The sequence below is a fragment of the Clostridium sp. AF27-2AA genome (genome assembly GCF_003478505.1).
Lineage (GTDB): Bacteria > Bacillota > Clostridia > Lachnospirales > Lachnospiraceae > Brotaphodocola.
Genome location: NZ_QUFI01000014.1, coordinates 39,493 through 65,887, shown reverse-complemented (window position 1 = coordinate 65,887; position 26,395 = coordinate 39,493). Strand labels below are relative to the sequence as shown.

Genomic DNA, 26,395 nt, shown 5'->3' with positions numbered 1-26,395 from the left:
AGGATTGGCTCCATGAACAAGACAGCCATAAAGAATTTTGCGATTTGGGCGCGGAATAAGCTGATTGCAGATGTTAGCTATGATGCCCGCCTGATCGGTATTACGGAGGACGGCATTGCCAAGCCGCTGCCGCAGAGCTTCGGCGGCACTCAGTTCTTTGATATCGGCACCGCAGAACCGTATTCGATTTCCGGTGAGGCCGTGCGCCAGCGTGACAAGCTGATAGAGGTCATCCAGCAGAAGGAAAAGGATACCGACTACAAAACCGCATATCAGTATGTGATCGAGGAGGTTGCCTATACATGGTTCAATCGCCTGATTGCGATCCGTTTCATGGAAGTCAACGACTATCTGCCTTCCCATATCAGGGTGCTTTCTTCCGAGAGCGGAAAGCTGGAGCCGGATCTGGTCACAACACCGTTTGACGCAGAGCTTCCCTTCACTGCGGAGGAAGAAGCTCAGATTTTCCAGCTGAAGCAGGACAACAAGCTGGACGAAGTGTTCCGCATCCTGTTCCTGAAACAGTGCAACGCCCTGAACGAGATTCTGCCTGCGCTGTTTGAAAAGACAAAGAACTACACCGAGCTGCTGCTCAGCTTGTCCGTTATTGACCAGGATGGTGTAGTCTATCACCTGATTCACGATATCCCGGAGGATGACTTCAACATCGAGCGCGGTGGTCAGGTGGAGATTATCGGCTGGCTGTACCAGTATTACAATACCGAGCCGAAGGCCGCTGCATTTGCCAAGAACGGTAAGATCACCAAAGAGGAAATCCCTGCTGTAACCCAGCTGTTCACCCCGGACTGGATCGTCCGCTACATGGTGGAGAACAGCCTTGGCCGTTTGTGGGTGGAAGGACACCCGGAATGCGACCTGAAAGAAAACTGGAAATACTATCTGGAAGAAGCACAGCAGGAGCCGGAGGTGCAGGAAAAACTGGCGGAAATTCGTAAAGAGTACGCTGCCCTGAACCCGGAGGATATAAAGCTCATCGACCCCTGCATGGGTTCCGGCCATATCCTCGTATACGCCTTTGATGTGCTGATGCAGATTTACGAGAGTGCCGGTTACAGCCAGCGTGATGCTGCAAAAAGCATTCTGGAGAATAACATCTACGGTCTGGACATTGATGACCGTGCCTATCAGCTGGCGTACTTTGCCGTGATGATGAAAGCACGGCAGTACAACCGCCGTATCCTCAACGGAGAAAACACCTGCCATGTCTATGCCATTCAGGAGAGCAACAGTATCAACCGTGCGCACCTGAAGTATTTCGGCGCAGGGATGGATGATATTGAGAAGAACGCCGCCAAGATGCAGCTGGAAGGTCTGCTGAACACCCTGACCGATGCCAAGGAGTATGGCTCTATCCTGAATGTGGAGAGCTACAACTGGGATTTGCTGCGCCAGTTTGTGGCAGCGGAAGATACCGCCGGTCAGATCAGCATGGATAGCGTGGGTGTGGAAGATACCGCCGAGCAGCTGAATCGACTCATTGATATTGGCAAGACCATGGCGCGGAAGTATTGGGTTACCTGCACGAATCCGCCCTATGCCGGAACCAGCAATCTGAGTGCAAATGTCAACAACTTTGTCAAGAAGAACTACCCGGACAGCAAAGCTGACCTGTTTGCCGTGTTTATTGAGCGTTGCCGTCAGATGACTGTGAACAACGGTTTTCAGGCAATGATTACACAGCACGCTTGGATGTTCCTTTCCAGCTTTGAAAAGCTCCGCGAAAAGATGATGCAGACCGAAACGGTTAACATGGCCCATCTGGGAGCAAGAGCCTTTGAAGAAATTGGCGGTGAAGTTGTCCAGACTACTGCCTTTGTACGGTGTGTAAATCATATTGATGACTATAAAGGCACTTATTGCCGATTGATTGAACCGACCTCTCAGCAGGGAAAAGAGGAAATGTTCCTTGCAGGGGAAAATCGCTATACCGCAAATCAGGATGATTTTGGGAAAATTCCTGGAGGGGCGATAGCTTATTGGACAAGTGATGCAATGCTAAAAGCATTTAGTAACCAGATTCTATACGATGTTGCGCGACCACGCCAAGGAATGGCAACTACCAACAATGATCTGTTCTTAAGATTGTGGTCGGAAGTGTCTTTTAAGAAAATGGGATTGGGGTGTACTTCACAGGAGGAAGCATTAGAAACAAAGAAAAAATGGTTCCCCGTTACTAAAGGCGGAGCATTTAGAAGATGGTATGGGAACTTTGATTATGTTGTTAATTATGAGAACTCAGGTAAAACTATCTGCGATTATATTGACACAACTCCTGGTGTTAAAGTGAAATCAAACGGAAGAGTTATCAATCGAGATTTATATTTTCATAAAGGAATGACATGGTCAACGATTGCTTCTGGGCCTTTTGGAATGAGATATGTTCCAAATGGATTTATTTTTGAAACGAAGGGATCAATGTGCTTTACCAGTGATGATTTATTAGATTATATATTGGGGTTGTATAATTCTCCGGTTATTCAATGTTTTCTTCAAATGGTCTCACCGACACTTGACTATCATGAGGGCCCCTTGGGAAAAACACCAGTGTTAATCAAGAAAAATGAGCAGATAAATCAACTTGTTGAAGAAAATGTCAAATCATCTAAAACTGATTGGGATTCCTTTGAAACCTCTTGGGACTTTAAAAAGCACCCCTTGATTCGCAATGTTTCCACGATTTCCGAAGCCTTTACCCAGTGGCAGTCAGAATGCGATGACCGTTTTAACCAGCTGAAAACCAACGAAGAAGAGCTGAACCGCATTTTTATCGACATTTACGGCTTGCGGGATGAACTGACCCCGGAAGTGGAGGACAAGGATGTAACCGTGCGCAAGGCGGATTTGCAGCGGGACATCAAAAGTTTGCTGAGCTATGCTGTGGGCTGTATGTTTGGTCGCTACTCAATTTATAAAGATGGCTTGATTTTTGCAGGTGAACCGTATTCCTTGCAGGCGTTTGCGGATAAGCTGAACGACCGCCCTGGAACGATTTCTGCTGATGAATTGGAACGTGCATACAGCAATGAAGGTGTCGTGGTCGAGGAAATGTTTTTCCCGGATGCTGACAATGTTATCCCTATCACCGATGAAGAATATCTGGACGATGATATCGTATCGCGCCTGTGCGACTGGCTGAAGGTGGTGTACGGTGCTGATACGCTGGAAGCAAACCTTGATTACATCGCAAAAGCCCTTGGCAATAAGGGCGGCACCAGCCGGGAGATTATCCGTAACTACTTCCTGAACGATTTCTTCAAGGATCACTGCCAGACCTATTCTGTTACCGGTTCCGGCAAGCGTCCGATCTACTGGCTGTTTGACAGTGGCAAGCAGAACGGCTTCAAGGCACTGGTTTACCTGCACCGCTACACGCCGGATACTATCGGTAACCTGCGTATCGACTACCTGCACAAGATGCAGCGTGTGTATGAATCCGAAATCAACCGGATGCAGGATATGATGGATCACAGCGAGAATGCCCGTGAGGTTGCAGCAGCCTCCAAGCGTAAGGATAAACTTGCCAAGCAGCTGAAGGAATGCCGGGAATACGATGAGAAGATCAGCCATCTGGCACTTTCCCGTATCGAGCTTGACCTCGATGACGGCGTAAAGGTCAACTACCGTAAGCTCCAGACCGCGCAGGACGGCAAGTTCTATGAGGTGCTGGCGGACAGCAAGAACATCATGGTGAAAGAAAAGAAATAAGAGGAACAGGAGGCGTTTGCAATGATTTTGTACCACGGAAGCAATGTTATCGTAGAACAGCCGAAACTTATCCGGCAAAATCGCTATCTGGACTTCGGTTTTGGATTTTACACCACCACTAACCGCGATCAGGCAGTGAACTTCGCTCAAAAGGTCACTGACCGCCGCAAAACAGGAGCCGCTACGCTCAATATTTATTCCGTAGAGGAAGCTGTGGCTTTCAAGGAGTGCAGCTTGCTGCGCTTTGATAGCCCAGATGAAGCATGGCTGGATTTTGTAGCTGAGAACCGTCAGGGAACCTATCAGGGAAAGCAGCATGATCTGATTTATGGTGCTGTGGCAAATGATGATGTGTACCGTACCATTACCCTGTATATGACCGGAGTGTTGGATAAGGAACAAACACTGGCGGCACTCAAGATTCGGAAATTGTTCAACCAGCTGGTGTTTGCAACTGAGAAGTCCCTGCAATACTTGCATTTTGAAGGGAGGGAGCTTGTATGAATGAAGATCAGTTCAGCGCAATGCTTGCAATCATTGTGCCGCCCATCATCGAACAGATTACAAAAAACAGCAATGTGGATGATGAAAAAGCGATTTCCCGCTTTTATCAGTCCAAGCTCTATCAGGAGCTTTCGGATGAAAAATCGAAATTGTGGCATTACAGCCCGATGACGCTGTATACCATGTATCAAGATGAACTTCTGACAGGCTCCTATGATTACCCGGAGGAGGCGTGAGTGATGAGCAAAGAATCCAATTTTTTGATTTATTGCATGGAGCGGTACCGTCATTTCAAAGGGCTTTCCGGTGCAGATGTAGCAAAGACTTTTGAAGAGTATGGCATCTATGGGTACATCACAAAGTATTTTGAATCACTGCACACAATGGGGGATCATTGTATCGTGCAGGATATTGACGATTATATTAGCAGCATCACAGGCAATAAACGGATCAAGGCGTAACTGCCTGTATGATATTCCCCAAAGGGCGGAATCTATCAAGTAAAGGAAATTGATATGGCAGAATTGAACCTGAAACAAATTATAGACCGCCTGAATGCGGAATTTACTGGGGAGACCCGAAAACTGGTTTTCTGGTACGATGACAAGGCAGAATTTTCCGAGGATATGGAGACGGTGGAGCTTCAGAATGCGAAGATCTACCATCTCCAGCCGGATAACCAGTTCTATACAAAGTATTTTCTGGAGCGTGTGGATAAGACCACGAATTATCTGATCTATGCACCGTTTCCGAAACCGGATGTAAGGGACAACCATCTGGAAGACACAATGCTGTATTCCAGACGGTTCTTTGCTGACCGAGCCTCCTTGCTGTCGGTTGACCTGGGTATTGAGGAAAAGTACAAGCCGGTTATTGAGAAGCACATCAAGTTTTTCGCCAACAAAGAGCGCACTCAGCGGTTCTATGATTTGGAAATCGAAAACTTCAATGAAGAAAATATCCTTGTCGGTCTGCTAAGTGCAGTCTGCAAGGCGCGTACCTGCTCTTTTGAAGAGGTTGTGCGCATCGTGTTGACGGATGGCGAGCTGGTGGACAATGCTTTCTTGCAGGAGTTTGAAAAATACGATCTGCTGTCTGCATTCTGGCAGCTCTGTGAGCAGCATTTCGGATACACTGATACAAAGCCGAGTCTGGAACGGCTGCTGGTAACGTTGTTCGTTACTTATACTGGTCGATATGTGCAGGCAGAGCTTCCGGCAGCATGGAGGAGCTTTGTCTCCTACAAGTCCGGTAATATCATCGCATTTCTCGATAGCCTGATGAACAGCGTCCTGTACCGGGACAAATACGATGCTCTGTCGGCGCACGTTGCCAAAGGGCTGAGTGTTCTTTCGACATTTGCAGGAATGCGAGTGGACGATTTGGTGGAGTGCGACACTTTCCTTGCCGTGGATCAGGTGCTGGTAAAGTGGCTCATTGGCAGACTTGTTTCGGAAGATATCGGTGCAATCGTAAACGGATTTACCATTCCGGAACTCTGTGAAAAACGGGCTAAAATGCACTTTGGCAGAAAGACCGGGAAAACCTATCAGATGCTTTCCAGTGCATACAGCATGGTGAAGGAAGCGGATTACCATGCCGCAGATGGCTTAAAGCCAATCATCGACCGATATCTTGCTGCGGATTACAATATGGATCAGCAGTATCGGAAATTCTACTATTATTACGACCAGCTGGAGAGCACGGAAAGCTTTGAGCCGCTTCGGGAGCTGGTGGAAAATATCTACACGAACGAATATCTGGCTTGTCTGCTCCCAGCATGGAATGCTGGAATTCAGCAGGATGCCGCATTTTCGGCGATTCCGTTGCAGCGGGAGTTTTACAATGCCAACCTGCGCTATACCAAGGAACGCACCGTGGTCATCATTTCGGATGCCATGCGTTACGAGGTAGGACAGGAGTTGTTTGCCAGAATGCAGGATGACCCGAAATGCACGGCAAAACTTTCTGTACAGTTGAGTGTTCTTCCGTCTTATACGAGGCTCGGTATGGCAGCACTTTTGCCACATAAGACACTGGAAATGACGGATGATTTTCAGGTACTGGCAGATGGTATCCTTTGCGATAATCTGGCAGGTCGGCAGCAGGTGCTGCAAAGCTATAACCCGGATAGTGTCTGTGTACAGTTCGATGATATCAAAAATTTGAAAGTGGCAGAGCTGCGAGATGTGCTGACAAAACGTCAGATTATCTATGTATATCATAATCAGATCGACGCGCGCGGAGACAAGGCAAATACCGAGGATGAGGTATTCAATGCATGTGAGGAAGCCGTTCAGGAAATCATGGATTTGATTCATAGAATTTCCGTCAGCGGCAACACCTATCATTTTATCGTCACTGCCGATCATGGCTTTATTTACAAGCGTGATAAGTTGACAGAAAGTGACAAGATTTCCGGGAAAAGCGCGGACAAAGCATTTGTCAATCGCAGATTTATTGTGTCTAAGGCGGCACTGGAAGATGACGGCATTGACCATATGAGCATGGGACACGTTCTGGGGAATGAGGACAGCAAGGTGGTGTCCTATCCAGTCAGCAGCAATGTCTTTAAGGTGGCCGGAGGCGGTGCTAACTATGTGCATGGCGGTTCCTCACCGCAGGAAATGCTGGTGCCGGTGCTGGAGTTTAAGATGGAGCGCGGTCATATGGAAACAAAGAATGCAGAGATTGCTCTGGTCAGCATTGTCCATAAGATTACGAACCTGATCACGTCCATGGACTTTATTCAGTCGGATGCCGTTAGCGATACTGTAAAAGCTGCAAAATACCGCATTTTCTTCCTCTCGGAAGACAATGAGAAAATCTCGAACGAAAACAGTTATGTGGCAGACAGTCGTGAGGAAAATGCACAGAAGCGTATCTTCCGGATGCGGTTCACATTCAAGAATAAGAAATACGACAAGGACAAGCAATATTACCTTGTGGTTTACGACGAAGAAAGCGGTCTGGAGCAGTGGAGGCAGCCTGTCATCATGGACATTGCCTTTGCAGATGACTTTGGATTCGGATTCTGATATAGAGGAGGCAGGAATTCCGTATGGAAATGATGGATATGGCGGCAGATGATAACCGTGAAGAACTGCGCCGGAAGCTGCGCAGCAACTTTGACGGTCGGATCGTCCGAAAAGACCTGACAAAGAAAATAAAAGAAGGAGCGAATGTTCCGGTCTATGTGCTGGAGTTCCTGCTGGGTCAGTATTGTAGTTCAGACGATGAGACAATCATTGAGCAGGGCGTTCAGAATGTAAAACGCATTCTGGCAGATAATTTTGTCCGCCCGGATGAGGCTCAGAAAATTCTCTCACAACTGCGCAAGAACGGGAGCCATACCATTATTGATATGGTGACCGTACATCTCGACATCAAAAAGGATTGCTTTTTTGCAGAGTTCTCTAACCTTGGTCTCACCAATGTGCCGATTACGGATGATTATCCGGAAAAATATGACCGGCTGCTTTGCGGCGGTATCTGGTGCATCGTGCAGCTGGAATATGAGTCTGAGGGAGACAGCAGCTTTGGAATCACGGATATAGATGGACAGCCGATTTCCTCTAAACAGAAAAAGCAGAAGGACATCTCTCCCATCAGCATCCATAAGCTGACTCCGATTCAGATGCCCCATATCGACATCGAAGAAGTTCGAGAGGGACGCAAGGCATTCACACAGGAAGAGTGGATGGATGTTATGCTGCGTTCCTGCGGATATGAGCCGGAACAGCTGAACAATCGGGAAAAGTGGCTGCTGCTTGCGCGTATGTTACCGCTGGTGGAGAACAACTTCAATCTCTGTGAGTTGGGGCCGCGCAGCACAGGCAAGTCCCATATCTATAAAGAAATCAGCCCGAACAGTATCCTGGTATCCGGTGGTCAGACGACCGTTGCAAATCTGTTTTACAATATGGGGCGCAAAACCGTAGGTTTGGTAGGCTTATGGGACTGCGTTGCCTTTGATGAGGTTGCCGGAATCAAGTTTAAGGACAAAGACGGCATTCAGATTATGAAAGACTATATGGCTTCCGGTTCCTTTGCCCGCGGCAAAGAGGAAAAGGCAGCATCGGCATCTATGGTCTTTGTAGGAAACATCAATCAGAGCGTGGATGTGTTGCTCAAGACTTCCTCTCTGTTTGACCCGTTCCCGCCGGAGATGGGAACGGACACAGCCTTTCTTGACCGTCTGCATTGCTACATTCCAGGTTGGGAGATTCCGAAGTTCCGTCCGGAGCATTTTACAAACGACTACGGCTTTATCACGGATTACTTGGCAGAGTTTATCCGAGAACTGCGGAAAGAACAGTATGGTGATGCGTTGGATAAGTATTTCCGCCTTGGAAAGAACCTGAACCAGCGCGATACGATTGCTGTCCGCAAGATTGTAGGCGGCTATGTGAAATTGCTGTATCCGGATGGGGAGTTCACCAAGGAACAGATTGAAGAAATTCTTGTATTTGCGCTGGAAATGCGCCGTCGCGTCAAGGAGCAGCTGAAAAAACTGGGTGGAATGGAATTCTATGATGTGAACTTCAGCTATATTGATCTTGATACCTTTGAAGAAAAATTTGTTTCCGTGCCAGAGCAGGGCGGCGGCAAACTCATTCCTGATGGTATCTGCAATCCTGGACAGGTATATACCGTAAGTCAGGGTAAGTCCGGTATGATCGGTGTATTCCGCCTCGAAAGCCAGATGCTGCCCGGCAACGGAAAATTTGAACGTACTGGCCTTGGCAGCGACCGTGACTGCAAGGAATCCACGAATACGGCGTTCAATTTCCTGAAAGCTAATGGAAATCGTATCAGTGGCAGCATCAGTACCACGATGCGGGATTACATCATCAACTATCAGGATTTACAGGGCATTGGCATGACTGGAAAGCTGGCATTGCCTACATTGATTGCACTATGCAGCATCGCTCTTGGACGGCCTACGGTCAGTACACTTGCCGTGCTGGGAGAAATCAGTATTAGCGGCACGATTCTGAAAGTGGACGAGCTTGCCAATAGTTTGCAGGTGTGTCTCGATAGCGGAGCAAAGAAAGTGTTGCTTCCGATTACCAGTGCAGCAGACCTTGGCACCGTGCCGCCGGAGCTGGTGGGTAGTTTTAATCTGATTTTCTACAGCAGCGCGGAAGATGCGGTGTTTAAGGCGTTGGGGGTAGAGTAATACTAAAGGTACGGAGGAAATGCGCCAATGGAGAAAAGTTCGCTGGATTACCGTGAAAAATTATATTCTCAAATACAAGAAGAATATGGAAAACTTGTATATACCTATACATGTCATTTTAAGATGGCTGATCGGTTGAGTAAGCGTAATTTTTGGATAAAATGGGGACAGATTGGGTTATCAGCAATATCAACAGGCGGCTTTTTGGGAGTGCTCATTTCAAATGAACAGATACTGTTATGGGCTGGTGGACTATGTTCAACAGCACTTCTTGCCCTAACAAGCTATCTGAAGGATAAGGACATTTCCACTGAAAAAACCGATCATATTAAGACTGCAAATAAGCTGTGGAAGGTAAGAGAAAAATATCTGTCACTTTTGACAGACTTTGACGAAATTAGTATTGAAGAAATAGTGCGCAAAAGAGATGAACTGTTGGATGAAAGTTCGGAAATTTACTGTGCTGCACCTTTAACTGATGGGAAAAGTTATGCTGCCGCCCAAGCTGCGCTTAAAACAAATGAAGAGCAATTCTTTACGCAGGAGGAATTAAACAGGATGCTTCCGGCGCATTTGAGGAAAAAATGAGTAAATGGGGGATGAATACATTGAGTTTGTATGTTCAAAGAAATGAAGAAGTAATATCAGCTGACAGCCGTTCTCTTATTTCAAAAAGATATTGCACTGTAACATCAGCAATGAACCGTGAGTTTTGGAATATAACAAGCGATAGACAAAATAGTATATATGTTGGCTCCTATGGAAGGGGAACTGCGATAGATACAAGTGATATTGATATTTTGATGTCCTTGCCGGAATCATATTACAACCAGTTCAACTCTGTTTATGGGAATGGTCAATCTCGTCTTCTGCAAGTAGTTAGACAGGCTATTCTTGTTCGGTATCCAAGAAGTGAAGTAAGAGCAGATGGACAGGTTGTGAAGATCAATTTTTCAGATGGAATGTTCTTTGAAATTCTGCCGGCATTCAAAAATTGGGATGGCTCATACAGATATCCAGATACAAATATGGGTGGGAATTGGCGTTCAACTAATCCAAAAGCAGAACAGGATGCCATGAAAAACAAAAATATAAGCAGTAATGGACTGCTTTTTGACACTTGCAAGCATCTACGATATGTGCGAGATAACTATTTTAGAAGCTACCATTTGTCAGGAATAGTTATTGACAGCTTCGTTTATCAAGCAATAGGAAATTGGAGATGGCTTTCCTCTGGAGAAAGTTCAACTTCAGCAGCAGGTACATACGAGAAGATTCTTTTAGATTATTATAATCAGCATTTTATGTGGGGAGCGATGCCTCTTAGCGCACCAGGAAGCAATCAACAGGTGTCTACGGATAACAGCAGAGATTGCCTGGGTAAAGTTCTTAGATATATTGCTGGTTAAATACAGCAAGGGATAATGACAATAATTAGTAGGAAGGAGGAATTGTTATGACTGATACTCGAAAGAAAGCCTCTATGTCGCAGGTGCTGGCAGATATAAAGCCTTACATAACGAAGAAGTTCATGGCGGCACCGTGTATAAATAATGTTTTGAAATCAGGGATGAGGTAGAAAGGAAAGTTCCATGACAAAGGATGAAGTAAAAAAACTCAGGATGAACAGTCCGGAATCACTACAGTTTTTAAATAATGCTACAAAATTTTATAATTTAATGATGATGTATCGTTGTGCTATTCGGGAGATACAAACTAAACTTGAGGTTTTGGATGATGAATTTTCAGTTGAGAACAATCGAAATCCTATTTCTTTTATAAAGACAAGAATTAAGAAACCCAATAGTATTTATAATAAACTGCAGAAGATGGGATATGAATTTACAACAGAAAATATACAGACATATCTCAATGATGTAGCAGGCGTTCGAATAGTTTGTGCGTTTATTGATGATATTTATATGATATCTGATTTGATCACACAACAAGATGATATCAAAGTTATTGAAGTAAAGGATTATATAAAAAATCCCAAACCAAATGGCTATCGAAGCTATCATATGATTGTTGAAATACCAGTATTTTTTGCTAAGGGTAAAACACCTATGCGTGTAGAATTACAGATTCGAACCAATGGTATGGATTTCTGGGCAACATTGGAACATCAACTTCGTTATAAAAAAGGCATTGAAGAAATGCCTGGATATGATGAGATAAGTGAAGAATTACTTCATTCTGCAAGAGCTATCATTGAAGCAGATAATGAAATGCAGAGAATAAAAGACAAAATTGGTATGTTCCACGAAATTTAAGCAGAAATTTGATCGGGTAGAAAGGTTGGAATATATATGAAACAAGATACTTTAGAAGGAAAAGCGAAAACAAAAAACGGAGTAAAACGATTGTGTTTTTCCATAATCTGCATTCTTCTAGAAGTAGTTTTTATTATTACTATCGTAACACGCTTAAATGAATATGCAGAAATCATAAATTTATTTACAAGGATTTTGAGTGGAATTTTGGTTTTGGGATTGTACGCATCAAATAAGACATCCTCTATGAAAATGCCTTGGGTCATCTTAATTCTAATTTTCCCAATTATGGGTGTAGGCCTATATTTATTGATTGGTTTGAATGGCGGCACACATAAAATGCGTGAGCGGTATGCAGAAATTGATAGCAAATTGTTACCAATGCTTTCCGATAATCAGGAGTGCTTAAACAGAATAAACGAAACGATTCCGAAGGCAGGAAATATTGCAAGTTACATACAAAGAAATTCGCAGTATCCAATCTATCAGAATACGGATGTGATGTATTTCGATGAAGCAGTAAAGGGATTAGAGACCCAGCTTGAAGATCTCGCAAAGGCACAAAAGTTTATCTTTATGGAATATCATGCGATAGAAGACGCTGAAGCATGGCATAAGATTCAAGATGTTCTGGAAGAGCGAGTAAAAGCAGGTGTGGAAGTTAGAGTATTCTACGATGATATGGGTTCTATAGGCTTTATTAACACAGATTTTGTGAAAAAAATGGAGACAATAGGAATTCATTGCCGTGTATTCAATCCGTTTATGCCAGGTTTAAATCTGTTTTTGAACAATCGTGATCATAGAAAAATAACAGTTATTGATGGAAAAGTCGGATTTACAGGTGGGTATAATCTAGCAAACGAATATTTTAATTACACACACCCGTATGGACAGTGGAAAGATACAGGTATTCGTTTAGAAGGAGATGCTGTTCAGTCGCTTACAGTGACATTTTTAGAAATGTGGAATGCTGTTAGTGAAAAAGCTACGAATGATACTGATTTTAGTAAATACATTATTCATTACGATTATAAAGCACAGCAAACAGGTTTTGTTCAGCCTTATGCAGACAGTCCTATGGATAATGAGCAGGTCGGAGAAGAAGTTTATATCAGTATGATAAATAAAGCTGAAAAATATTGTTGGTTTATGACTCCATATCTAATCATAACAGATGAAATGACGCATGCGTTATGTCTGGCTGCTAAGCGAGGGGTAGACGTAAGAATTATCACACCTGGTATCCCTGATAAAAAATTCATTTATAATGTAACTCGTTCTTTTTATCATGGATTAGTTAAACATGGTGTTCGTGTTTATGAGTGGACTCCTGGTTTCTGTCATGCAAAAATGAGTGTGGCAGATGACTGTATGGCAACTTGTGGAACAATTAATTTGGATTATCGAAGTTTATATCACCATTTTGAAAACGGCTGTTTTATGGCAGATTGTCAGGCAGTTGTGGAAATAAAAAATGATCTGATAAGAACGATGGGAGAATGTCGTGATGTGACAGACCAATATCAAACCGGACGAAGTGCATATTTGCGACTGGGACAATTATTTATGAGATTGTTTGCAGGACTATTATAGCAGAAAGAAGAGGTGTTCGATATGTGTACAGCAGCAACTTACAAAACAAAAGATTTTTATATGGGCAGAACGCTTGATTATGAATTTTCCTATGGGGAACAGATCACGATAACGCCAAGAAATTACGAATTTGATTTCCAGTTTGCCGGGAAGATAAAAAGCCATTATGCTTTGATCGGAATGGCATTTGTTGCAGGAGGTTATCCGCTTTATTATGATGCTGTTAATGAAAAAGGCCTTGGAATGGCAGGTCTTAATTTTGTCGGCAATGCGGCATATGAAGAAGCTTTGCCGGAAGATGAAACAGAAGTCAGCCAGGTGGCACAGTTCGAGTTCATCCCATGGATCCTTACACAGTGTGCTACTGTAGCAGAGGCGAGAGAGAAGCTGGCAGCAATGAGACTGACAGGCACAGCATTCAGTGAACAGCTGCCGACAGCACAGCTTCACTGGATCATTGCAGACAAAGACTCCTGTATCGTTGTTGAGTCTATGAAAGATGGGCTGCATGTATATGATAATCCGGTAGGAGTGCTTACCAATAATCCACCATTCCCGAGTCAGATGTTTGCACTGAATAATTATGCCGGAGTATCCAGAAAACAGCCGGAGAGTACTTTTGCAGGAGTATTACAGCTTGATGCATATAGCAGAGGAATGGGTGGAATGGGAATACCTGGAGATCTTTCCAGCCAGTCAAGATTTGTGAAAGTTGCCTTTACAAAATTAAATTCGATCTCCGGTGAAGAAGAGGATGAGAGTGTAAGCCAGTTCTTCCATATCTTAGGATCCGTAGATCAGCAGCGTGGATGCTGTGAGGTGACAGAAGGCAAATATGAGATCACGATATACACGTCCTGTTGTAATACAGCAAAAGGTATTTATTATTATACGACTTATGATAATCATCAGATCACAGCGGTTGACATGCATGCGGAAAATCTGGATTCAGATCAGCTGATCTGTTATCCGCTTCTGTCCAAGGGCGAAGTCAGATGGCAGAATAAATAATACGAAAATGCACGGAGAAAGCATAACGCAGAACAACAGGAGGACAATATCGAGATTGTATGGAATGCAGATGTTAGGTTGATAATTGTGCAAGCACCGCCTGCACAATTTGTGCAACAAAAAAGAGGAGCCAGTCCAGACTCCTCAAAGGTACGTTATTTCAAAAAGTTGCTCTTGTGTTCCAGCGCGTGCAGATTATAGCCAAGTGTAGCCAGGTGCGCTACCTTCAGCGCAACCAGATTGATGTCGGTGGACATCGCACTGGCGATCTGCTCGGCTGTGTATCCATACTCATAGATGTAACGAAGGACTTCATCGCTGTCCATCAGAATCTCTGCTGCTACGATGTTCGCTTCATATTCCGGTTTGGATTTCATATCGTAGAGCATGAACTCATGAATCGGGGTGGTTTTCGCCATATTCCGGTGAAGCTGGTCATGACCTAATTCATGTGCGCACACGATGCGCAGCATATTTTCATCCAGACTGTTATTCAGGAAAATAAAGCGATTTCGCTTAATCACCCGGTACATTCCCTTCAGGGAACCGAAATTTTCGCAAAGCATGACATTGATACCAAGCTGCCTTGCAATTTCAAAAGGGTCTCTGGAACCGCAGCGTTTTACCAGTTTCTCACCGACCCGTGAAAGCTGTTCCGCATTCATCATACCACCTCCAGTTTACAGTATAGCGAAAAGTGTGTACGATAAATATCACTGATCGGTTTTTTTACGCCTCGTTTTCGGGGCGTATTTTTTATTGTTCTCTTTGGCAATCCAGTAGGCATCGGTCAGAGCTTTATATGCTCCTTCGATGGCATCCTCGCTTAATTCGCCGCCAGCGAACATACCGGTCACTTCGCTGACCAGTTCTTCAATATCTTTCGCTGCTTTTGCGCCGCCTTTTTCATGGGCTTCTACAACATAGGTGCCGCTGCTTCCCAGCAGATACTCAGTAGTAGTATTCAGCGCATCCGCGATCTTCTGGATCGTAACCATATTGGATGGTTTACGGCTGCCAAGCTCATAATTCTGAATTGTGCGGGCGGTTACACCGGCCTTCTCTGCAAGTTCTACCTGAGTTAAATTGGCTTCTGTTCTTTTTTCTTTCAACCTTTCTTTGAAGACCATAGGAATACCTCTTTCTTTTTTGATTACGAACACGAACACTTTTTCATAAAAATCTATTGACACGAAAAATTGTGCTTGCTATAATGACGATGAAAACACGAAATACAATTCGTGTAATTATAGTATCACAAGAAATGCTGTGTGTCAATGCGTTCGTGAAAAGTTGTTCGTGCTTTCACGAACGGAGAGGAGGAATACGGGATGCAAAGGGTGATTCTTCATTGTGATATGAATAACTTCTATGCCTCTGTCGAGTGTATGCTGAACCCGGAACTGAAGAACAAGCCGGTGGCAGTGTGCGGTTCTGTGGAGGAACGGCATGGCATCGTACTTGCGAAGAACTATGCAGCAAAGGCGTTTGGCGTTTCCACGGGAGAGGCAATCTGGCAAGCAAAGCAGAAGTGCCAGGATCTTGTGATCGTGGAGCCGCACTATGAGCAATATATGAAGTTTTCAAAGCTGGCTCGTGGGATATACGGTCGCTATACCGATCAGATCGAGCCGTATGGGATGGACGAATGCTGGCTGGATGTGACCGGAAGCGGCTGCATGGGAACCGGATTTGAAATCGCAGATGAGATTCGCAGAACGGTTAAGTTTGAATTGGGACTTACGATTTCCGCAGGAGTGAGCTTCAATAAGATTTTTGCCAAGCTTGGGTCGGATATGAAAAAGCCGGATGCGATTACCTGCATCGAAGCAGATTCGTTCCAGGAGAAGATTTGGTGTCTTCCCGCCTCTGACTTGCTTGGAGTCGGCAGAGCGACCGAGAAGGTTCTGTCCGGTTATGGGATTCATACCATTGGAGAGCTTGCTGCAACATCGGATGATTTCTTGAAGTGCCGCCTTGGAAAGAATGGACTGGCGATTAAGAAATATGCTAATGGACTGGATGATTCGCCGGTTATGCGTTCCGATTATGTCTCCCCAGTAAAGAGCATTGGGCACGGAATAACGACCATGCAGGATTTGGAGAATAACGCCGAAGTCTGGTGTGTCATGCTGGAACTGGTGCAGGAGATCGGAACCAAGCTGCGAGCACATAAAAAGAAAGCTGGCGGAATAGCGATTTCCATCCGCAACAACGAGCTTTACACGAAAGAGTGGCAGTGCCGGATTGGTATTCCGACACAAAGCCCTACCTATCTGGCGAAAACCGCATTTGCACTGTTTGCAAAGAACTATCAGTGGGAGCATCCGATTCGTTCAGTGACGGTTCGGGCAATCAACCTGTTTGAAGAGGATTGTCCGATACAATACGACCTATTCACCGACGTGAAATCACTGGATCGCCAGGAACGGCTGGACGCAGCGATTGAGCAGATTCGATTCCGATTCGGGAAAGATGCGATTAAAAATGGGGTACTTTTTCAGAAAAGCAAGATGCCGACAGAGCGAAAAGTGGATTTGGTTATGCCGACAGGAATGATTGGTTAATACAGCACCGGTAGAATCTGGTGAGTTCTTTGCTAAAAGAAGTCAACACATTCGCCGGTTTACAGAGGAGGAGCGTAGAATATGTCGGAACAGAAATGTAGAAAAGTATATGTACCTGTGAACTTAGATGTGGATGCAGAGGGAAATATTCGCCCGCGCCTAATTCGATGGATTGACGGACGGGTGTATGAGATCGACCGATTGAAGCATAAGTGCCGAGCTTCTTCCACGAAAGTGGGCGGCTGCGGAATTCGTTATACGGTCATGATCGGTGGGCATGAGAGTTTTCTGTTCAACGAAGATGAAAAATGGTTCGTTGAGGCAAAGGAGCAGTGCCTATGATCCTTTCACAGAAAAAAATAGAAGAAATCGCTGTTGCAGTGATAAGAGATTTTCAAAAGTCCTTTTTCGGCAGCGAAGCAGATGATCCGGCAAGATTTGCGCTTCCGACACCCATTGACCAGTTTGCATCCGATTATCTGAACCTGAAGGTGTCATTTCAAAAGTTGTCCTCGGACGGAAGCATCTATGGTCTGACCGCGTATGTGGATACAGAATATCAGATAGAGGTTGATGGAAGTCAGAGGAGCATCTTCCTGAAAACTAATGATGTGGTTCTGGACAAGGGTTTCATTGAACCAGAGAATATTCGGAAACTCTGCGGAAAACGCAGATTTACGCTGGCACATGAGTGCGCTCACCAGATATTGTTTCAGCTGGATGCCGATGACCGAAAGATAGCCTGCCATAAGAGACCGGAAGTGAGGAAAAAAGGTTCCCGCGTTCTGAGAACGCAGGAAGATTGGAACGAGTGGCAGGCCAATTCGCTGGGAGCTGCCATCCTGATGCCCCAGTCAGAAGTGGATCGGGCGATGTGGTTCATCAACAGCAGAAAGCCTCTGACATGTTATGGATGGCGTTTTTATAACAAAGACCAGGTGAAGATAGATACTTTCTGTGGTGTCTTTGGCGTTTCGAGATCGGCAGCTGCTATCCGCTTGGAACAACTGGGCTATCTGAACCGGAAAAAGGATTATGAATATCGTGATCCATTGGAGGTGTGGCCATGAGCGGGAATATCAGAGTATCGGAACCATCTGCGGAAATGCAGATTAAAATCATCCGGGCAAAGGATGCGATTGCTTCGCAAAAGCCCAGGATTGTCAGGTGCCCTTATTGCCGACACAATTCAATCATCGTCTTTGAGGATACCAGAGGACATGTGCAGACCAAATGTAAGGCCTGCGGACGCGAGACCGTCTTCAATGTTTTGGAGATGAGAAGATTACGGAGATTGCAGCTCTACTATTCGTCTTTGAATGGTTGAGATGACAATAAATAACCCTATTAACACAATTTTATAAGTCATAGCTGTGCTGTGGAGCCGCTGATAGGCGAAGTCTTCCGAATGCCGCATGAGACAGAATTATGGGATACCCATGTTCTGTTTTATCGGCACAGGATTTTTCTTCACCGTCATGCGGCTCTTTTTTGACCTTCCGTCGATCCGGTTCTGTACCGGCTGTGCGGAAGGAGAAACGTATGTATTACGATCAGCATGTATGTGGAGCAAGAATTCAGGAATTACGCAAATCAAAAGGGTATACGCAGGAGGCCCTGGCTGAGGCGATTGATATTGATGCAAAACGCATTTCCAAAATTGAGCGCGGAGTAATATCGGCATCTTATAATGACATGATTTTGTTTTCGGAATTCTTTGGAGTAACGCTGGATTATCTGATCATTGGCAAGAGACAGGATGTGGATGCGTTGAAAAAGAAAGTGCAGGATGCCATTACGCAGCTTCAGGAAGCACTGATGTGAACTCGCAAAATTAGGTGGGCAAAGTCGCAGTTTCCGGCGTGTTATGTAAAACCGCATTCTTTTATACTTACTTTACAGCTAAGGCAACAAGGCTGATGAACTATGAAAATTGAATACTCATTCTCCAAGTACATTACTGACAGAACGAGCCTTCGACTGCACGCCATGATGCCCAACAGGGGCGAAGCGGAATCGCAGCAGCAAATGTCGGATTGCAACCGACGGTGGTGTAAAAGCCTGTCAGGGACAATGATACTTCCGTAATTCGCGGTCCGGCCATAAAGAAGGCGGGATGGTTAAATTCCAATGGAGCAGTGAAGCACACTGCCGCTTGTGAGAAATCCCCGATCTCTGGGGTGCCAAGAAAAAGTACAGAGAAACCATATTTTAAGAAAGGCTGTCAGAATAAAGCATTTGTATTATTTTCTGTCAGCTTTTATCCATAGATGATTATGGGATTGGAGGCAACCAGATGAAAGAAAACTGGGTTTACCGGCGAGGAGATATTTACCTTGCCAATCTTGGTGTTCCGATAGGATCAAAGCAGGGCGGTGTTCGTCCGGTAGTGGTTCTTCAGAACGATGTCGGCAACTTTTATTCGCCGACGATTACGGTTGCTCCTCTGACAACGAAGATACAAAAGAAAAGAAACCAGCCGACACATTATTTTCTTCGGAAGGCAAAAGGGCTGGCAAGATCTTCGATGGTATTGGCGGAGCAGCTTGATACATGTGATAAGACCTGTGTGATTCGGTATCTCGGCAAGGTAAGCAAGGGACAGATGCGCGGAATTGATGAAGCTGTGAAAGTGCAGCTTGGATATTATATTCCGGAACAGGCAGAGAAAAAAAGGCAAGGCAAATGCCGAAAGGAAGTGAATTTTGATGGTGGATAAATTGATTAAGCGTAAAGAAGCCGCTGAGATGTTGGGGATTAGCCTGGACACCTTGGATCATGCAAGAATGGAAGGGTTGATCACTTACGTTCAGTATGTTGAGAATGGCTGTGTTTATTTTACTGAAGTTGGACTTCAGGAGTATATTGCAAGGTCTACACACCGTGCAAGGCCGAAGGATAACAATCCGACTTTCCGAAAGAAGAGAACAGTCAGGAGCGAAATTCGACATCGTTGAGTATTGGCAGGTTATTCGCAATAATGAATATATCAGCTAAAAGTTTGGAGGTGTCGAAGATGGCAAGAAAAAGATATGCGATTCCTCAGTACGGAACCGTCATCATGGCGGGTAAGGAATATTACCGGACTCGAATTGAGGATGCTGATGGAAAGCGGGTGGCGTTGTATGGTAGAACCCGTGAAGAACTATATGATAAGGTGCTCGAAGCGAGAGAGCAGATTGAGGATAATACATTTCGCAGATCATCCCCCACAGTAAAGGAGTATTGCGAAAAGTGGCTGTTGTTACAATCCGCACAGGTAAGAGCCACTACTTTGACGGATTACACATCGAAAGTAAACCGGCATATTATAAAGCCTCTGGGTCATATGAATATAGCAGATGTTACAGCAGATGATATTCGTCTGGCACTGGTTCCGGTATCCAAAAAATCAGCGTCTGTGTACAAATCGGTTAATATACTTTATAAGAGCATTTTTGCGGCGGCAAAAGAAAGCAAAGTGATTCAGGACAATCCTACAATTTATTTGTCTGGAAAGAACGGAGGCGTTCCTCAAAAAGAGAAAACCCCTTTGACTGATGATCAGGTGGAGAGATTGCTGGATGCGATAAGAGGACTGCCGCCGTATGTATTTGTGATGCTTGGTTTGTATGCGGGGCTTCGGCGAGAAGAAATTCTTGCATTGCAGTGGGATTCAGTTTTTCTGGATGAAGCAGCACCGTATTTGACAGTGTGCAGAGCTTGGCATACAGAGCACAATCGACCGGTAATAATGTCTGAACTGAAAACAAAGGCTGCTCATCGAGATGTACCGCTTCCTGATTGCCTGACGAAATGCCTGAGAGAAGCAAAGGAGACTTCCACATCAGACTATGTTGTTGCGAACAGCGAGGGTGAACCGCTTTCATATACGCAGTTTAAGAGGCTCTGGCAGTATATTGTGACCAGAACTGTAAAGGAACGGAGCTACTACCGTTATGAGAATGGAAAACGAGTGAAGCATACGGTGAAACCGGTGCTGGGCGAAAGAGCTGCGCATAATGGAAAGGTGGTTTATAGCTTAGATTTTGAAGTGACACCACACTTGCTGCGGCATACTTATATTACAAATCTTATTCACGCATCGGTTGATCCTAAAACAGTTCAGTATCTTGCCGGTCATGAGAACAGCAAGATAACGATGGACATTTATGCAAAGGCAAAGTATAACCGACCGGATGAACTGGCGGGCATATTAGAGGATACCTTTACACTGTGGGATGCAGAATAGGCCAGACCGTTTCATGAATGAGATCAAAAAGAGTAGGGATAATCCCTGCTCTTTTTACTTATAGCCGACATCCTTGAGAACCGGAGCAGCATTCTGGATAATTAAAGAGCAAAGATCAATTTGGATATCAAGAAAATGGAGGAAGCAATAATGGCAAGAAAAAAAGTAGTGCCGGAATATGGAACAATTATGAAGAGGGGTGTTCAATATTACAGAACACGAATGCAGGATGCGGATGGAAAATGGATTTCGCTATATGCACAGACTCCTGAAGAGCTGTACGATAAATCCATTGAGATGAAGCGCAGTATCGAGAATGAAATATTCCGGAAGAATAATCCGACAGTAGCTGAGTATTGCGAAAAATGGTTGAAGATGCGTTCGGCGAGTGTGCGAGAAAACACATTGAGCGGATATGAGCGCACGATAAGAAAATACATTATTGGAGCTATTGGAGATATGTATATGGACGAAGTGACGACCGATGACCTTCGCTTGCTGCTGGTTCCAATCTCCAAGCAATCAGCTTCCCTGTACAGCAAAATGAATATGCTGATCAAATGTGTCTTCTATTCAGCAGAAGAAAGCAAAATCATCAGTTATAATCCGGCTGCGTCGCTTTCCGCAAAAGGCGGAACACCAAAGCAGGAAAAGAAGGCATTGACGGATGAGCAGGTGAAAATTCTTCTGGATACAATCAGGGGATTACCACCGTATGTTTTCGTAATGATTGGGTTGTACGCAGGGTTGCGGCGAGAAGAAATTCTTGCACTGCGATGGGATTGTGTTTTCCTGGACGGAGCCACTCCATATATCTCGGTACGGCGAGCATGGCGTTCTGTGAATAATCGTCCGGTAATTTCAACAGAATTAAAAACGCCAGCAGCTAAAAGGGACATTCCTATTCCGGGCAAGTTGGTGGAATGTTTGAAAGAGGCAAAAGAAAAGTCAAAATCGGAATATGTGATCTCTGACAGGAATGGTGACGCTCTGGCTGAATCTCAGTTCGTGAGGGTGTGGAAGTACATAGCAGTTCGTTCTACGGAAGAACGCTGCTATTACACCTATGTGAATGGGCAGAAGATTAAGCATGTGGTAAAGCCGAAGCTTGGTGAGCATCAGCCGAACAATCCGAAGTTGGTATATACGATGGATTTTCAAGTGACACCGCATCAATTACGTCACACTTATATCACGAACCTGATTTATGCTTCGGTTGATCCTAAAACCGTACAGTATCTTGCCGGACATGAAAACAGCAAGGTGACTATGGACATTTACGCTAAAGTCAAGTATAATAAACCTGCCCAATTACATGGGGTGATCAACAGAGCAATCGACACATCAAAAAAAGATTAGGGTTAAAATCCGACAAAAGCTCACAAAATTGTGGGTTTAAGAACTGGTGGACGAAGAGCAAAAGGCTTGAAAAACCGCGTAATATCAAGCAAAATCGAGCTTCGGTTTCGTGAAATACGGTCTCAAAGCAGCTCGTCGCGCTCCGCAGTTCAGCAAGCGATAATCGACTGCTCAGACTATATCAAAATGGTTCAAAAACCCCGGAAAATCAAGGTTTTCCGGGGTTTTCTTATACCTAAATGGGCTGATATGGTTTGACCAAATTTGGTAAAACGAGAGCCGTTTTCACCCAATTTTTAGTGGTCCGCAAGTGGTTAACTGGCCAAAAAGAGGGCAAAAAGAGGGGGAAGTGGTTCCCAAAGTGGTTAACCGAGAGTCGATTTTTGGTGTGCTTTTCAGCCCTCCTTCCCCTCGTTTTTTGGCTGTGGCAGTTTGGCATAGTTTGAGCTAATTTGAATAATTAAATGTGAATTTTGGCACTTCCATTATACAACACAATCGAACTCAAGGTGTCTTTCTTTTATGCAAAATCACGAACTTGCTCATTTATAGCTTCTTGATTAAATAGGCGCGAAGCGCCACATTTTTGGAGACATATGTCAAGTGTTTTTGGTGAAAAAAGTGGGGGATTTTAATAAAAATGGAATCTGAAAGCCTTATATTTACTAGTGTACTGTATCATTGAAATTTAGTATATCTGCCGCTTTAATTAAAAAGTGACAGATGATAGTGTCGGATACAGTGATATCAGTTTTTCCTGTGCATCCCCTGTTTGGAAATGCCACTGTATCTTAGCTGTATCCCGATTACATTCCAGTTCCCATGCTGATAACTCACATTTAAGTTTGTCAAGGGTGGATATTCGACGCGAAAGACATTGGCGTGTCATTACATTAAGCTCAATTTCTGCCATGTCAAGCCAATTTCCATGTTTAGGCGTATAGTGGATTTCCAGTCGTTTTATGATCCTTCTTGCTTCTGATGGTGGAAATGCTTTATAAAGTGAAGCAGCTTTATGGGTGTTTAGATTGTCCATTACCAGTATAATTTTCTTTGCATCTGGAAACATTTCATCTGGCAGATATTTGATTTCCATTGCCCAGTCAATTGCAGTACGGTGTTCATGGACACTTACATGGTGTCTGCCGCCAAGTGGTTCAACAAAAGCAAATATGCTGCAGGTGCCATTCCTCTTATATTCGGAATCCGTTTTCTGGTTGTCACCCGGACGAACAGGCAGTGGCTGCCTTACATTATCCAAAAGCTGGTATGGCTTTTCATCCATACAGACAACAGGGTACATCGGGTCATATGGGAGTTCATAAACATCAAGGACATCTTCCATGCAGGCTACAAAATCAGCATCTTCTTTTGACGGAATACACCAGTAATCATTCATGTGAGGTCGAAGTTTATTTTTTTTAAAGCCCTGCCGATGGTATCTTTACTGACTGGAACATCAAGTACAATTTTTGCCTGTTCTTCCAGCAGACGGAGTGTCCAGCGGGAATGTCCTTCCGGTGCAGGACTGCACGCAATTTCAATAATACGAGCCTCAGCACGCCCATCAAATTTTCTGCGTGCATTATCAGAATTGACATTCCGGTTCATTGTACGGATACCCTGGATGCCTTTTTCGGAATAAAGCTTTACAGTATTCATGATAGTAGCCATACATACACAATTTGCTTTGGCAGACTGTGCATGGGTAAGAACTTTACCGTGTGCCTCATCTAGATCAATGATAATCTGGCATCTGTTTCGAACGGTTTTGGTTGTTTGCTTTTTACGCATAACAGATTTTAGTTCCTTGAGTTCGTCATCCGTTAATGAAATATTATATTTTTTGGTCTTGCCATCTAAAATCACCGCCGTTTCTTTTTAGTATATCATGAAACGGTTTGTCAGACCATAAAATTAATTAAATATCAATGATACAGTATACTAGTCAATTGCAAGACCTTCCATAAGCCACCGGAATTCCTGGCGTGTTAATAATCTGGCTTCCGAAGCATTGCGCGGCCATTGAAAACGACCATTTTCATCAAGTCGTTTCTGATAGAGCACAAAGCCGTCCTTGTCGTAATGGAGTGCTTTTAATTTCCGGCTATCCCTGCCACAAAACAGATACAGTGCATTTGCATAAGGGTCCAACTGATAGGTATCTCGTATAATAGCCATTAAACCATCAAAACTTTTGCGCATGTCGGTTCGTCCGGTGATGATAAAAATCTTAGCCACACCGGACAGTTCGCCTAACATAACTGCCGCAGCGCAGTGATGGTATTTCGAATGGTTTCACTTGCTGCCGTATTTTGAATCTCCACGGAAAATCCAGAATAGATTACGCGGATTGCCGGTGCGTATGCAACAGTCTTATTGCTGGGCTGTTCTGTTATTTCGCTTTCCGCAGGAACCGAAAAATCAACTGCTACAACTTCATGCTGTTCCTGACAGGAAGATACGGGATTCTCTGGGATTTCGCAAGCCATGTTTCGAAATCACCGGATATGATAATAAAGACTGCTGCGCTGAATGTGATTCCGTTCACACCAGGTCTTATCAGTAAGACCACTTGTGCGGCATTCTTGAATCAGTTCCATCCATTCCTGGTCAGAACGTTTGGGATGCCTTTGAACCATTCTTGTCCAACTCCTTTGTTGTGTACTATGAGTATACTGGACAAGCAACACTTCATTTTGAACCAAATTTGTCCAATATCTTAACTCACTTGGATTAGAATGATTGTCGCATGAATTAGCTGGAATGGAAAGACGGTGGGTTATTCAGCGCTTACTATAAAAATTACAATGCAGTAACTAAAGGGAATATTCAACGGGAAAGTGTTATAAGTGAAGTTGATATATAAGGAATATCTGGTAAACATATGGTATAATAGGCTTATCTATAAAGACACTGAACCATTATAAAGGAATAGTGTCATGGACTTAAAGATGCGAATACCAAGGAGGATGATAGTTCATGAAAAAAGGAAAACTTATAGCAATAGCTGGAATGGTGCTTGTAATGGGAAGTGCGTTTCCGGTGAGCGCTGCGGAGTGTCTGGCTGATTTTGATTATCAGACCTATGCGGATACCTATCCTGATCTGAAAGCAGCATTTGGATATAATGCGGCAGCTCTTTACAATCATTATGAAACCAATGGAAAGGCAGAGGGCAGAGTTGCTGTCTTTACAGAAGCGGCAACAACACAGACGGCTACAACAACAGAAACTACCGCCAGTGAAAAACTCGATCCCCTACCACCTCTGAACCCCAGCAAGATGCCGGCTTGGTTTGATGCGCGGACTTCGGTGGAGAGTATGACAAATGCCCGTCTTGTAGCAGAATATAATGCACTGGTTCCTTATATGGAAGAGCATGATTTATCCTTTGAGGGTCCTTTGTCTCGTAAGGAAGAGCTGCTCTCCGAAATGAATATCCGCCTGACAAGATATGATTATTATGAGGATTATAAAGATGCATTTGGAGAAGCGGCAGCCGCAGGAATAAAGAATGACCCGGCATATCAGAGAGCCGCAGCATCTGATATTACACCTTTACGGGAGTTCATGGGTTAAAATTTACAGGAAAATCAGTATCAAAAGAAGAAAAAAGGTTGTCCGAAAGGGCAATGTCATTAAGTTAACATTGTATAATAGTTGACTCAAAAATAAAATGGTAGGAGAGTTTTGTACTTTCCTGCCATTTTGCATTGTTAGGGCAAGGCCCTGTTCTCCATTGAGGAGTTTTTCGCTGATCCGAAAAACGAAACTTTGGAGAACAAATAAACCACCTGCTCTGCGGGTGGTTGGAATAGCTTCAGCGTTGTGCAAAAAACCTCCGATGATATAATAAAAAAGGTTCGCCAACCATTTTATTAATCAAAAGCAAGAAAAAGTAATAAGCCCAGGGAGCTTAGCAAGTAACTGATGTTGTGGCTGG

At 44.3% G+C, this 26,395-nt stretch carries 26 protein-coding genes; 20 read left to right on the top strand and 6 right to left on the bottom strand.

Annotated features, from left to right (window positions below; translation table 11 throughout):
- Positions 1 to 12 precede the first annotated feature (12 nt).
- The 11 genes from pglX to bsh all read left to right on the top strand — a co-directional run bounded on the left by pglX (position 13) and on the right by bsh (position 14,292).
- Positions 13 to 3,726: a BREX-1 system adenine-specific DNA-methyltransferase PglX gene (pglX, locus tag DWY84_RS09690; RefSeq protein WP_118532762.1), complete on the top strand. Its 3,714-nt coding sequence runs from the start codon at positions 13 to 15 to the stop codon at positions 3,724 to 3,726.
- Between the two features lie 21 nt (positions 3,727 to 3,747).
- Complete coding sequence (locus tag DWY84_RS09685) at positions 3,748 to 4,230, top strand: DUF3990 domain-containing protein (protein WP_013274275.1); 483 nt, start codon at positions 3,748 to 3,750, stop codon at positions 4,228 to 4,230.
- Complete coding sequence (locus DWY84_RS09680; protein WP_005539002.1) at positions 4,227 to 4,466, top strand: hypothetical protein; 240 nt, start codon at positions 4,227 to 4,229, stop codon at positions 4,464 to 4,466. Before DWY84_RS09685 ends, DWY84_RS09680 begins: the two co-directional genes overlap by 4 nt.
- A gap of 3 nt (positions 4,467 to 4,469) precedes the next feature.
- On the top strand, positions 4,470 to 4,691 hold the full coding sequence (locus DWY84_RS09675; RefSeq protein WP_013274273.1) for a DUF3791 domain-containing protein: 222 nt from the start codon (positions 4,470 to 4,472) through the stop codon (positions 4,689 to 4,691).
- A gap of 54 nt (positions 4,692 to 4,745) precedes the next feature.
- Complete coding sequence (gene pglZ, locus DWY84_RS09670; protein WP_118532760.1) at positions 4,746 to 7,268, top strand: BREX-1 system phosphatase PglZ type A; 2,523 nt, start codon at positions 4,746 to 4,748, stop codon at positions 7,266 to 7,268.
- 23 nt (positions 7,269 to 7,291) lie between these two features.
- Complete coding sequence (gene brxL, locus DWY84_RS09665) at positions 7,292 to 9,412, top strand: protease Lon-related BREX system protein BrxL (protein WP_002576379.1); 2,121 nt, start codon at positions 7,292 to 7,294, stop codon at positions 9,410 to 9,412.
- A gap of 27 nt (positions 9,413 to 9,439) precedes the next feature.
- Positions 9,440 to 10,000 (top strand): SLATT domain-containing protein, encoded by a 561-nt coding sequence (locus tag DWY84_RS09660; RefSeq protein WP_118532758.1) that lies wholly within the window; start codon positions 9,440 to 9,442, stop codon positions 9,998 to 10,000.
- Positions 9,997 to 10,821 (top strand): nucleotidyltransferase domain-containing protein, encoded by an 825-nt coding sequence (locus tag DWY84_RS09655; protein WP_242998800.1) that lies wholly within the window; start codon positions 9,997 to 9,999, stop codon positions 10,819 to 10,821. The genes DWY84_RS09660 and DWY84_RS09655 overlap by 4 nt, the downstream gene beginning before the upstream one ends.
- 183 nt (positions 10,822 to 11,004) lie before the next feature.
- Positions 11,005 to 11,685 carry a GTP pyrophosphokinase family protein gene (locus DWY84_RS09650; RefSeq protein ID WP_118532756.1) on the top strand — a complete coding sequence of 227 codons (681 nt, stop codon included), beginning with the start codon at positions 11,005 to 11,007 and terminating at the stop codon, positions 11,683 to 11,685.
- A gap of 36 nt (positions 11,686 to 11,721) precedes the next feature.
- Positions 11,722 to 13,281, top strand: a complete 1,560-nt coding sequence (gene cls / locus DWY84_RS09645; RefSeq protein WP_118532754.1) for a cardiolipin synthase — start codon at positions 11,722 to 11,724, stop codon at positions 13,279 to 13,281.
- Positions 13,282 to 13,302: 21 nt separating this feature from the next.
- Complete coding sequence (gene bsh / locus DWY84_RS09640; protein WP_118532752.1) at positions 13,303 to 14,292, top strand: choloylglycine hydrolase; 990 nt, start codon at positions 13,303 to 13,305, stop codon at positions 14,290 to 14,292.
- Positions 14,293 to 14,447: 155 nt separating this feature from the next.
- Here the strand turns inward: bsh and DWY84_RS09635 are convergent, their stop codons facing one another.
- Both DWY84_RS09635 and DWY84_RS09630 read right to left on the bottom strand, forming a co-directional pair.
- The gene (locus DWY84_RS09635) at positions 14,448 to 14,957 is read right to left on the bottom strand and encodes an ImmA/IrrE family metallo-endopeptidase (RefSeq protein WP_002576373.1); all 510 of its coding nucleotides are present in this window, start codon (positions 14,955 to 14,957) and stop codon (positions 14,448 to 14,450) included.
- A gap of 48 nt (positions 14,958 to 15,005) precedes the next feature.
- Complete coding sequence (locus DWY84_RS09630; RefSeq protein WP_181985606.1) at positions 15,006 to 15,422, bottom strand: helix-turn-helix transcriptional regulator; 417 nt, start codon at positions 15,420 to 15,422, stop codon at positions 15,006 to 15,008.
- A gap of 201 nt (positions 15,423 to 15,623) precedes the next feature.
- On the opposite strand from DWY84_RS09630, the gene DWY84_RS09625 reads away from it, so the two are divergent.
- The 8 genes from DWY84_RS09625 (at position 15,624) to DWY84_RS09580 (ending at position 22,449) form a co-directional block, all read left to right on the top strand.
- Positions 15,624 to 16,859, top strand: a complete 1,236-nt coding sequence (locus DWY84_RS09625; protein WP_008396547.1) for a DNA polymerase IV — start codon at positions 15,624 to 15,626, stop codon at positions 16,857 to 16,859.
- 81 nt (positions 16,860 to 16,940) lie between these two features.
- Entirely contained in the window at positions 16,941 to 17,201 is a 261-nt protein-coding gene (locus DWY84_RS09620; RefSeq protein ID WP_008396548.1) for a hypothetical protein, read from the top strand.
- On the top strand, positions 17,198 to 17,929 hold the full coding sequence (locus tag DWY84_RS09615; protein ID WP_118532750.1) for an ImmA/IrrE family metallo-endopeptidase: 732 nt from the start codon (positions 17,198 to 17,200) through the stop codon (positions 17,927 to 17,929). The genes DWY84_RS09620 and DWY84_RS09615 overlap by 4 nt, the downstream gene beginning before the upstream one ends.
- 472 nt (positions 17,930 to 18,401) lie before the next feature.
- The gene (locus DWY84_RS09605; protein ID WP_158579098.1) at positions 18,402 to 18,683 is read left to right on the top strand and encodes a helix-turn-helix transcriptional regulator; all 282 of its coding nucleotides are present in this window, start codon (positions 18,402 to 18,404) and stop codon (positions 18,681 to 18,683) included.
- A gap of 472 nt (positions 18,684 to 19,155) precedes the next feature.
- The gene (locus DWY84_RS09595) at positions 19,156 to 19,578 is read left to right on the top strand and encodes a type II toxin-antitoxin system PemK/MazF family toxin (RefSeq protein ID WP_117965625.1); all 423 of its coding nucleotides are present in this window, start codon (positions 19,156 to 19,158) and stop codon (positions 19,576 to 19,578) included.
- Positions 19,571 to 19,816, top strand: coding sequence for a DNA-binding protein (locus tag DWY84_RS17765; RefSeq protein WP_117966290.1), 246 nt, complete (start codon positions 19,571 to 19,573; stop codon positions 19,814 to 19,816). The genes DWY84_RS09595 and DWY84_RS17765 overlap by 8 nt, the downstream gene beginning before the upstream one ends.
- Before the next feature lie 59 nt (positions 19,817 to 19,875).
- Complete coding sequence (locus tag DWY84_RS09585) at positions 19,876 to 21,090, top strand: site-specific integrase (RefSeq protein WP_118532744.1); 1,215 nt, start codon at positions 19,876 to 19,878, stop codon at positions 21,088 to 21,090.
- Positions 21,091 to 21,240: 150 nt separating this feature from the next.
- Positions 21,241 to 22,449: a site-specific integrase gene (locus DWY84_RS09580; protein WP_118532742.1), complete on the top strand. Its 1,209-nt coding sequence runs from the start codon at positions 21,241 to 21,243 to the stop codon at positions 22,447 to 22,449.
- A gap of 709 nt (positions 22,450 to 23,158) precedes the next feature.
- Here the strand turns inward: DWY84_RS09580 and DWY84_RS09560 are convergent.
- The 4 genes from DWY84_RS09560 to DWY84_RS09545 all read right to left on the bottom strand — a co-directional run bounded on the left by DWY84_RS09560 (position 23,159) and on the right by DWY84_RS09545 (position 24,941).
- On the bottom strand, positions 23,159 to 23,848 hold the full coding sequence (locus DWY84_RS09560; RefSeq protein ID WP_118532740.1) for an IS630 family transposase: 690 nt from the start codon (positions 23,846 to 23,848) through the stop codon (positions 23,159 to 23,161).
- Positions 23,845 to 24,318 (bottom strand): helix-turn-helix domain-containing protein, encoded by a 474-nt coding sequence (locus DWY84_RS09555; protein ID WP_243024816.1) that lies wholly within the window; start codon positions 24,316 to 24,318, stop codon positions 23,845 to 23,847. The genes DWY84_RS09560 and DWY84_RS09555 overlap by 4 nt, the downstream gene beginning before the upstream one ends.
- A gap of 75 nt (positions 24,319 to 24,393) precedes the next feature.
- Positions 24,394 to 24,711 carry an IS66 family insertion sequence element accessory protein TnpB gene (gene tnpB / locus DWY84_RS09550; protein WP_118532738.1) on the bottom strand — a complete coding sequence of 106 codons (318 nt, stop codon included), beginning with the start codon at positions 24,709 to 24,711 and terminating at the stop codon, positions 24,394 to 24,396.
- Entirely contained in the window at positions 24,705 to 24,941 is a 237-nt protein-coding gene (locus DWY84_RS09545) for a hypothetical protein (protein ID WP_118532736.1), read from the bottom strand. Before DWY84_RS09545 ends, tnpB begins: the two co-directional genes overlap by 7 nt.
- Before the next feature lie 490 nt (positions 24,942 to 25,431).
- Here DWY84_RS09545 and DWY84_RS09540 point away from each other — a divergent pair, with 490 nt between their 5' ends.
- Positions 25,432 to 26,031 carry a hypothetical protein gene (locus DWY84_RS09540; RefSeq protein ID WP_118532734.1) on the top strand — a complete coding sequence of 200 codons (600 nt, stop codon included), beginning with the start codon at positions 25,432 to 25,434 and terminating at the stop codon, positions 26,029 to 26,031.
- Positions 26,032 to 26,395 lie beyond the last annotated feature (364 nt).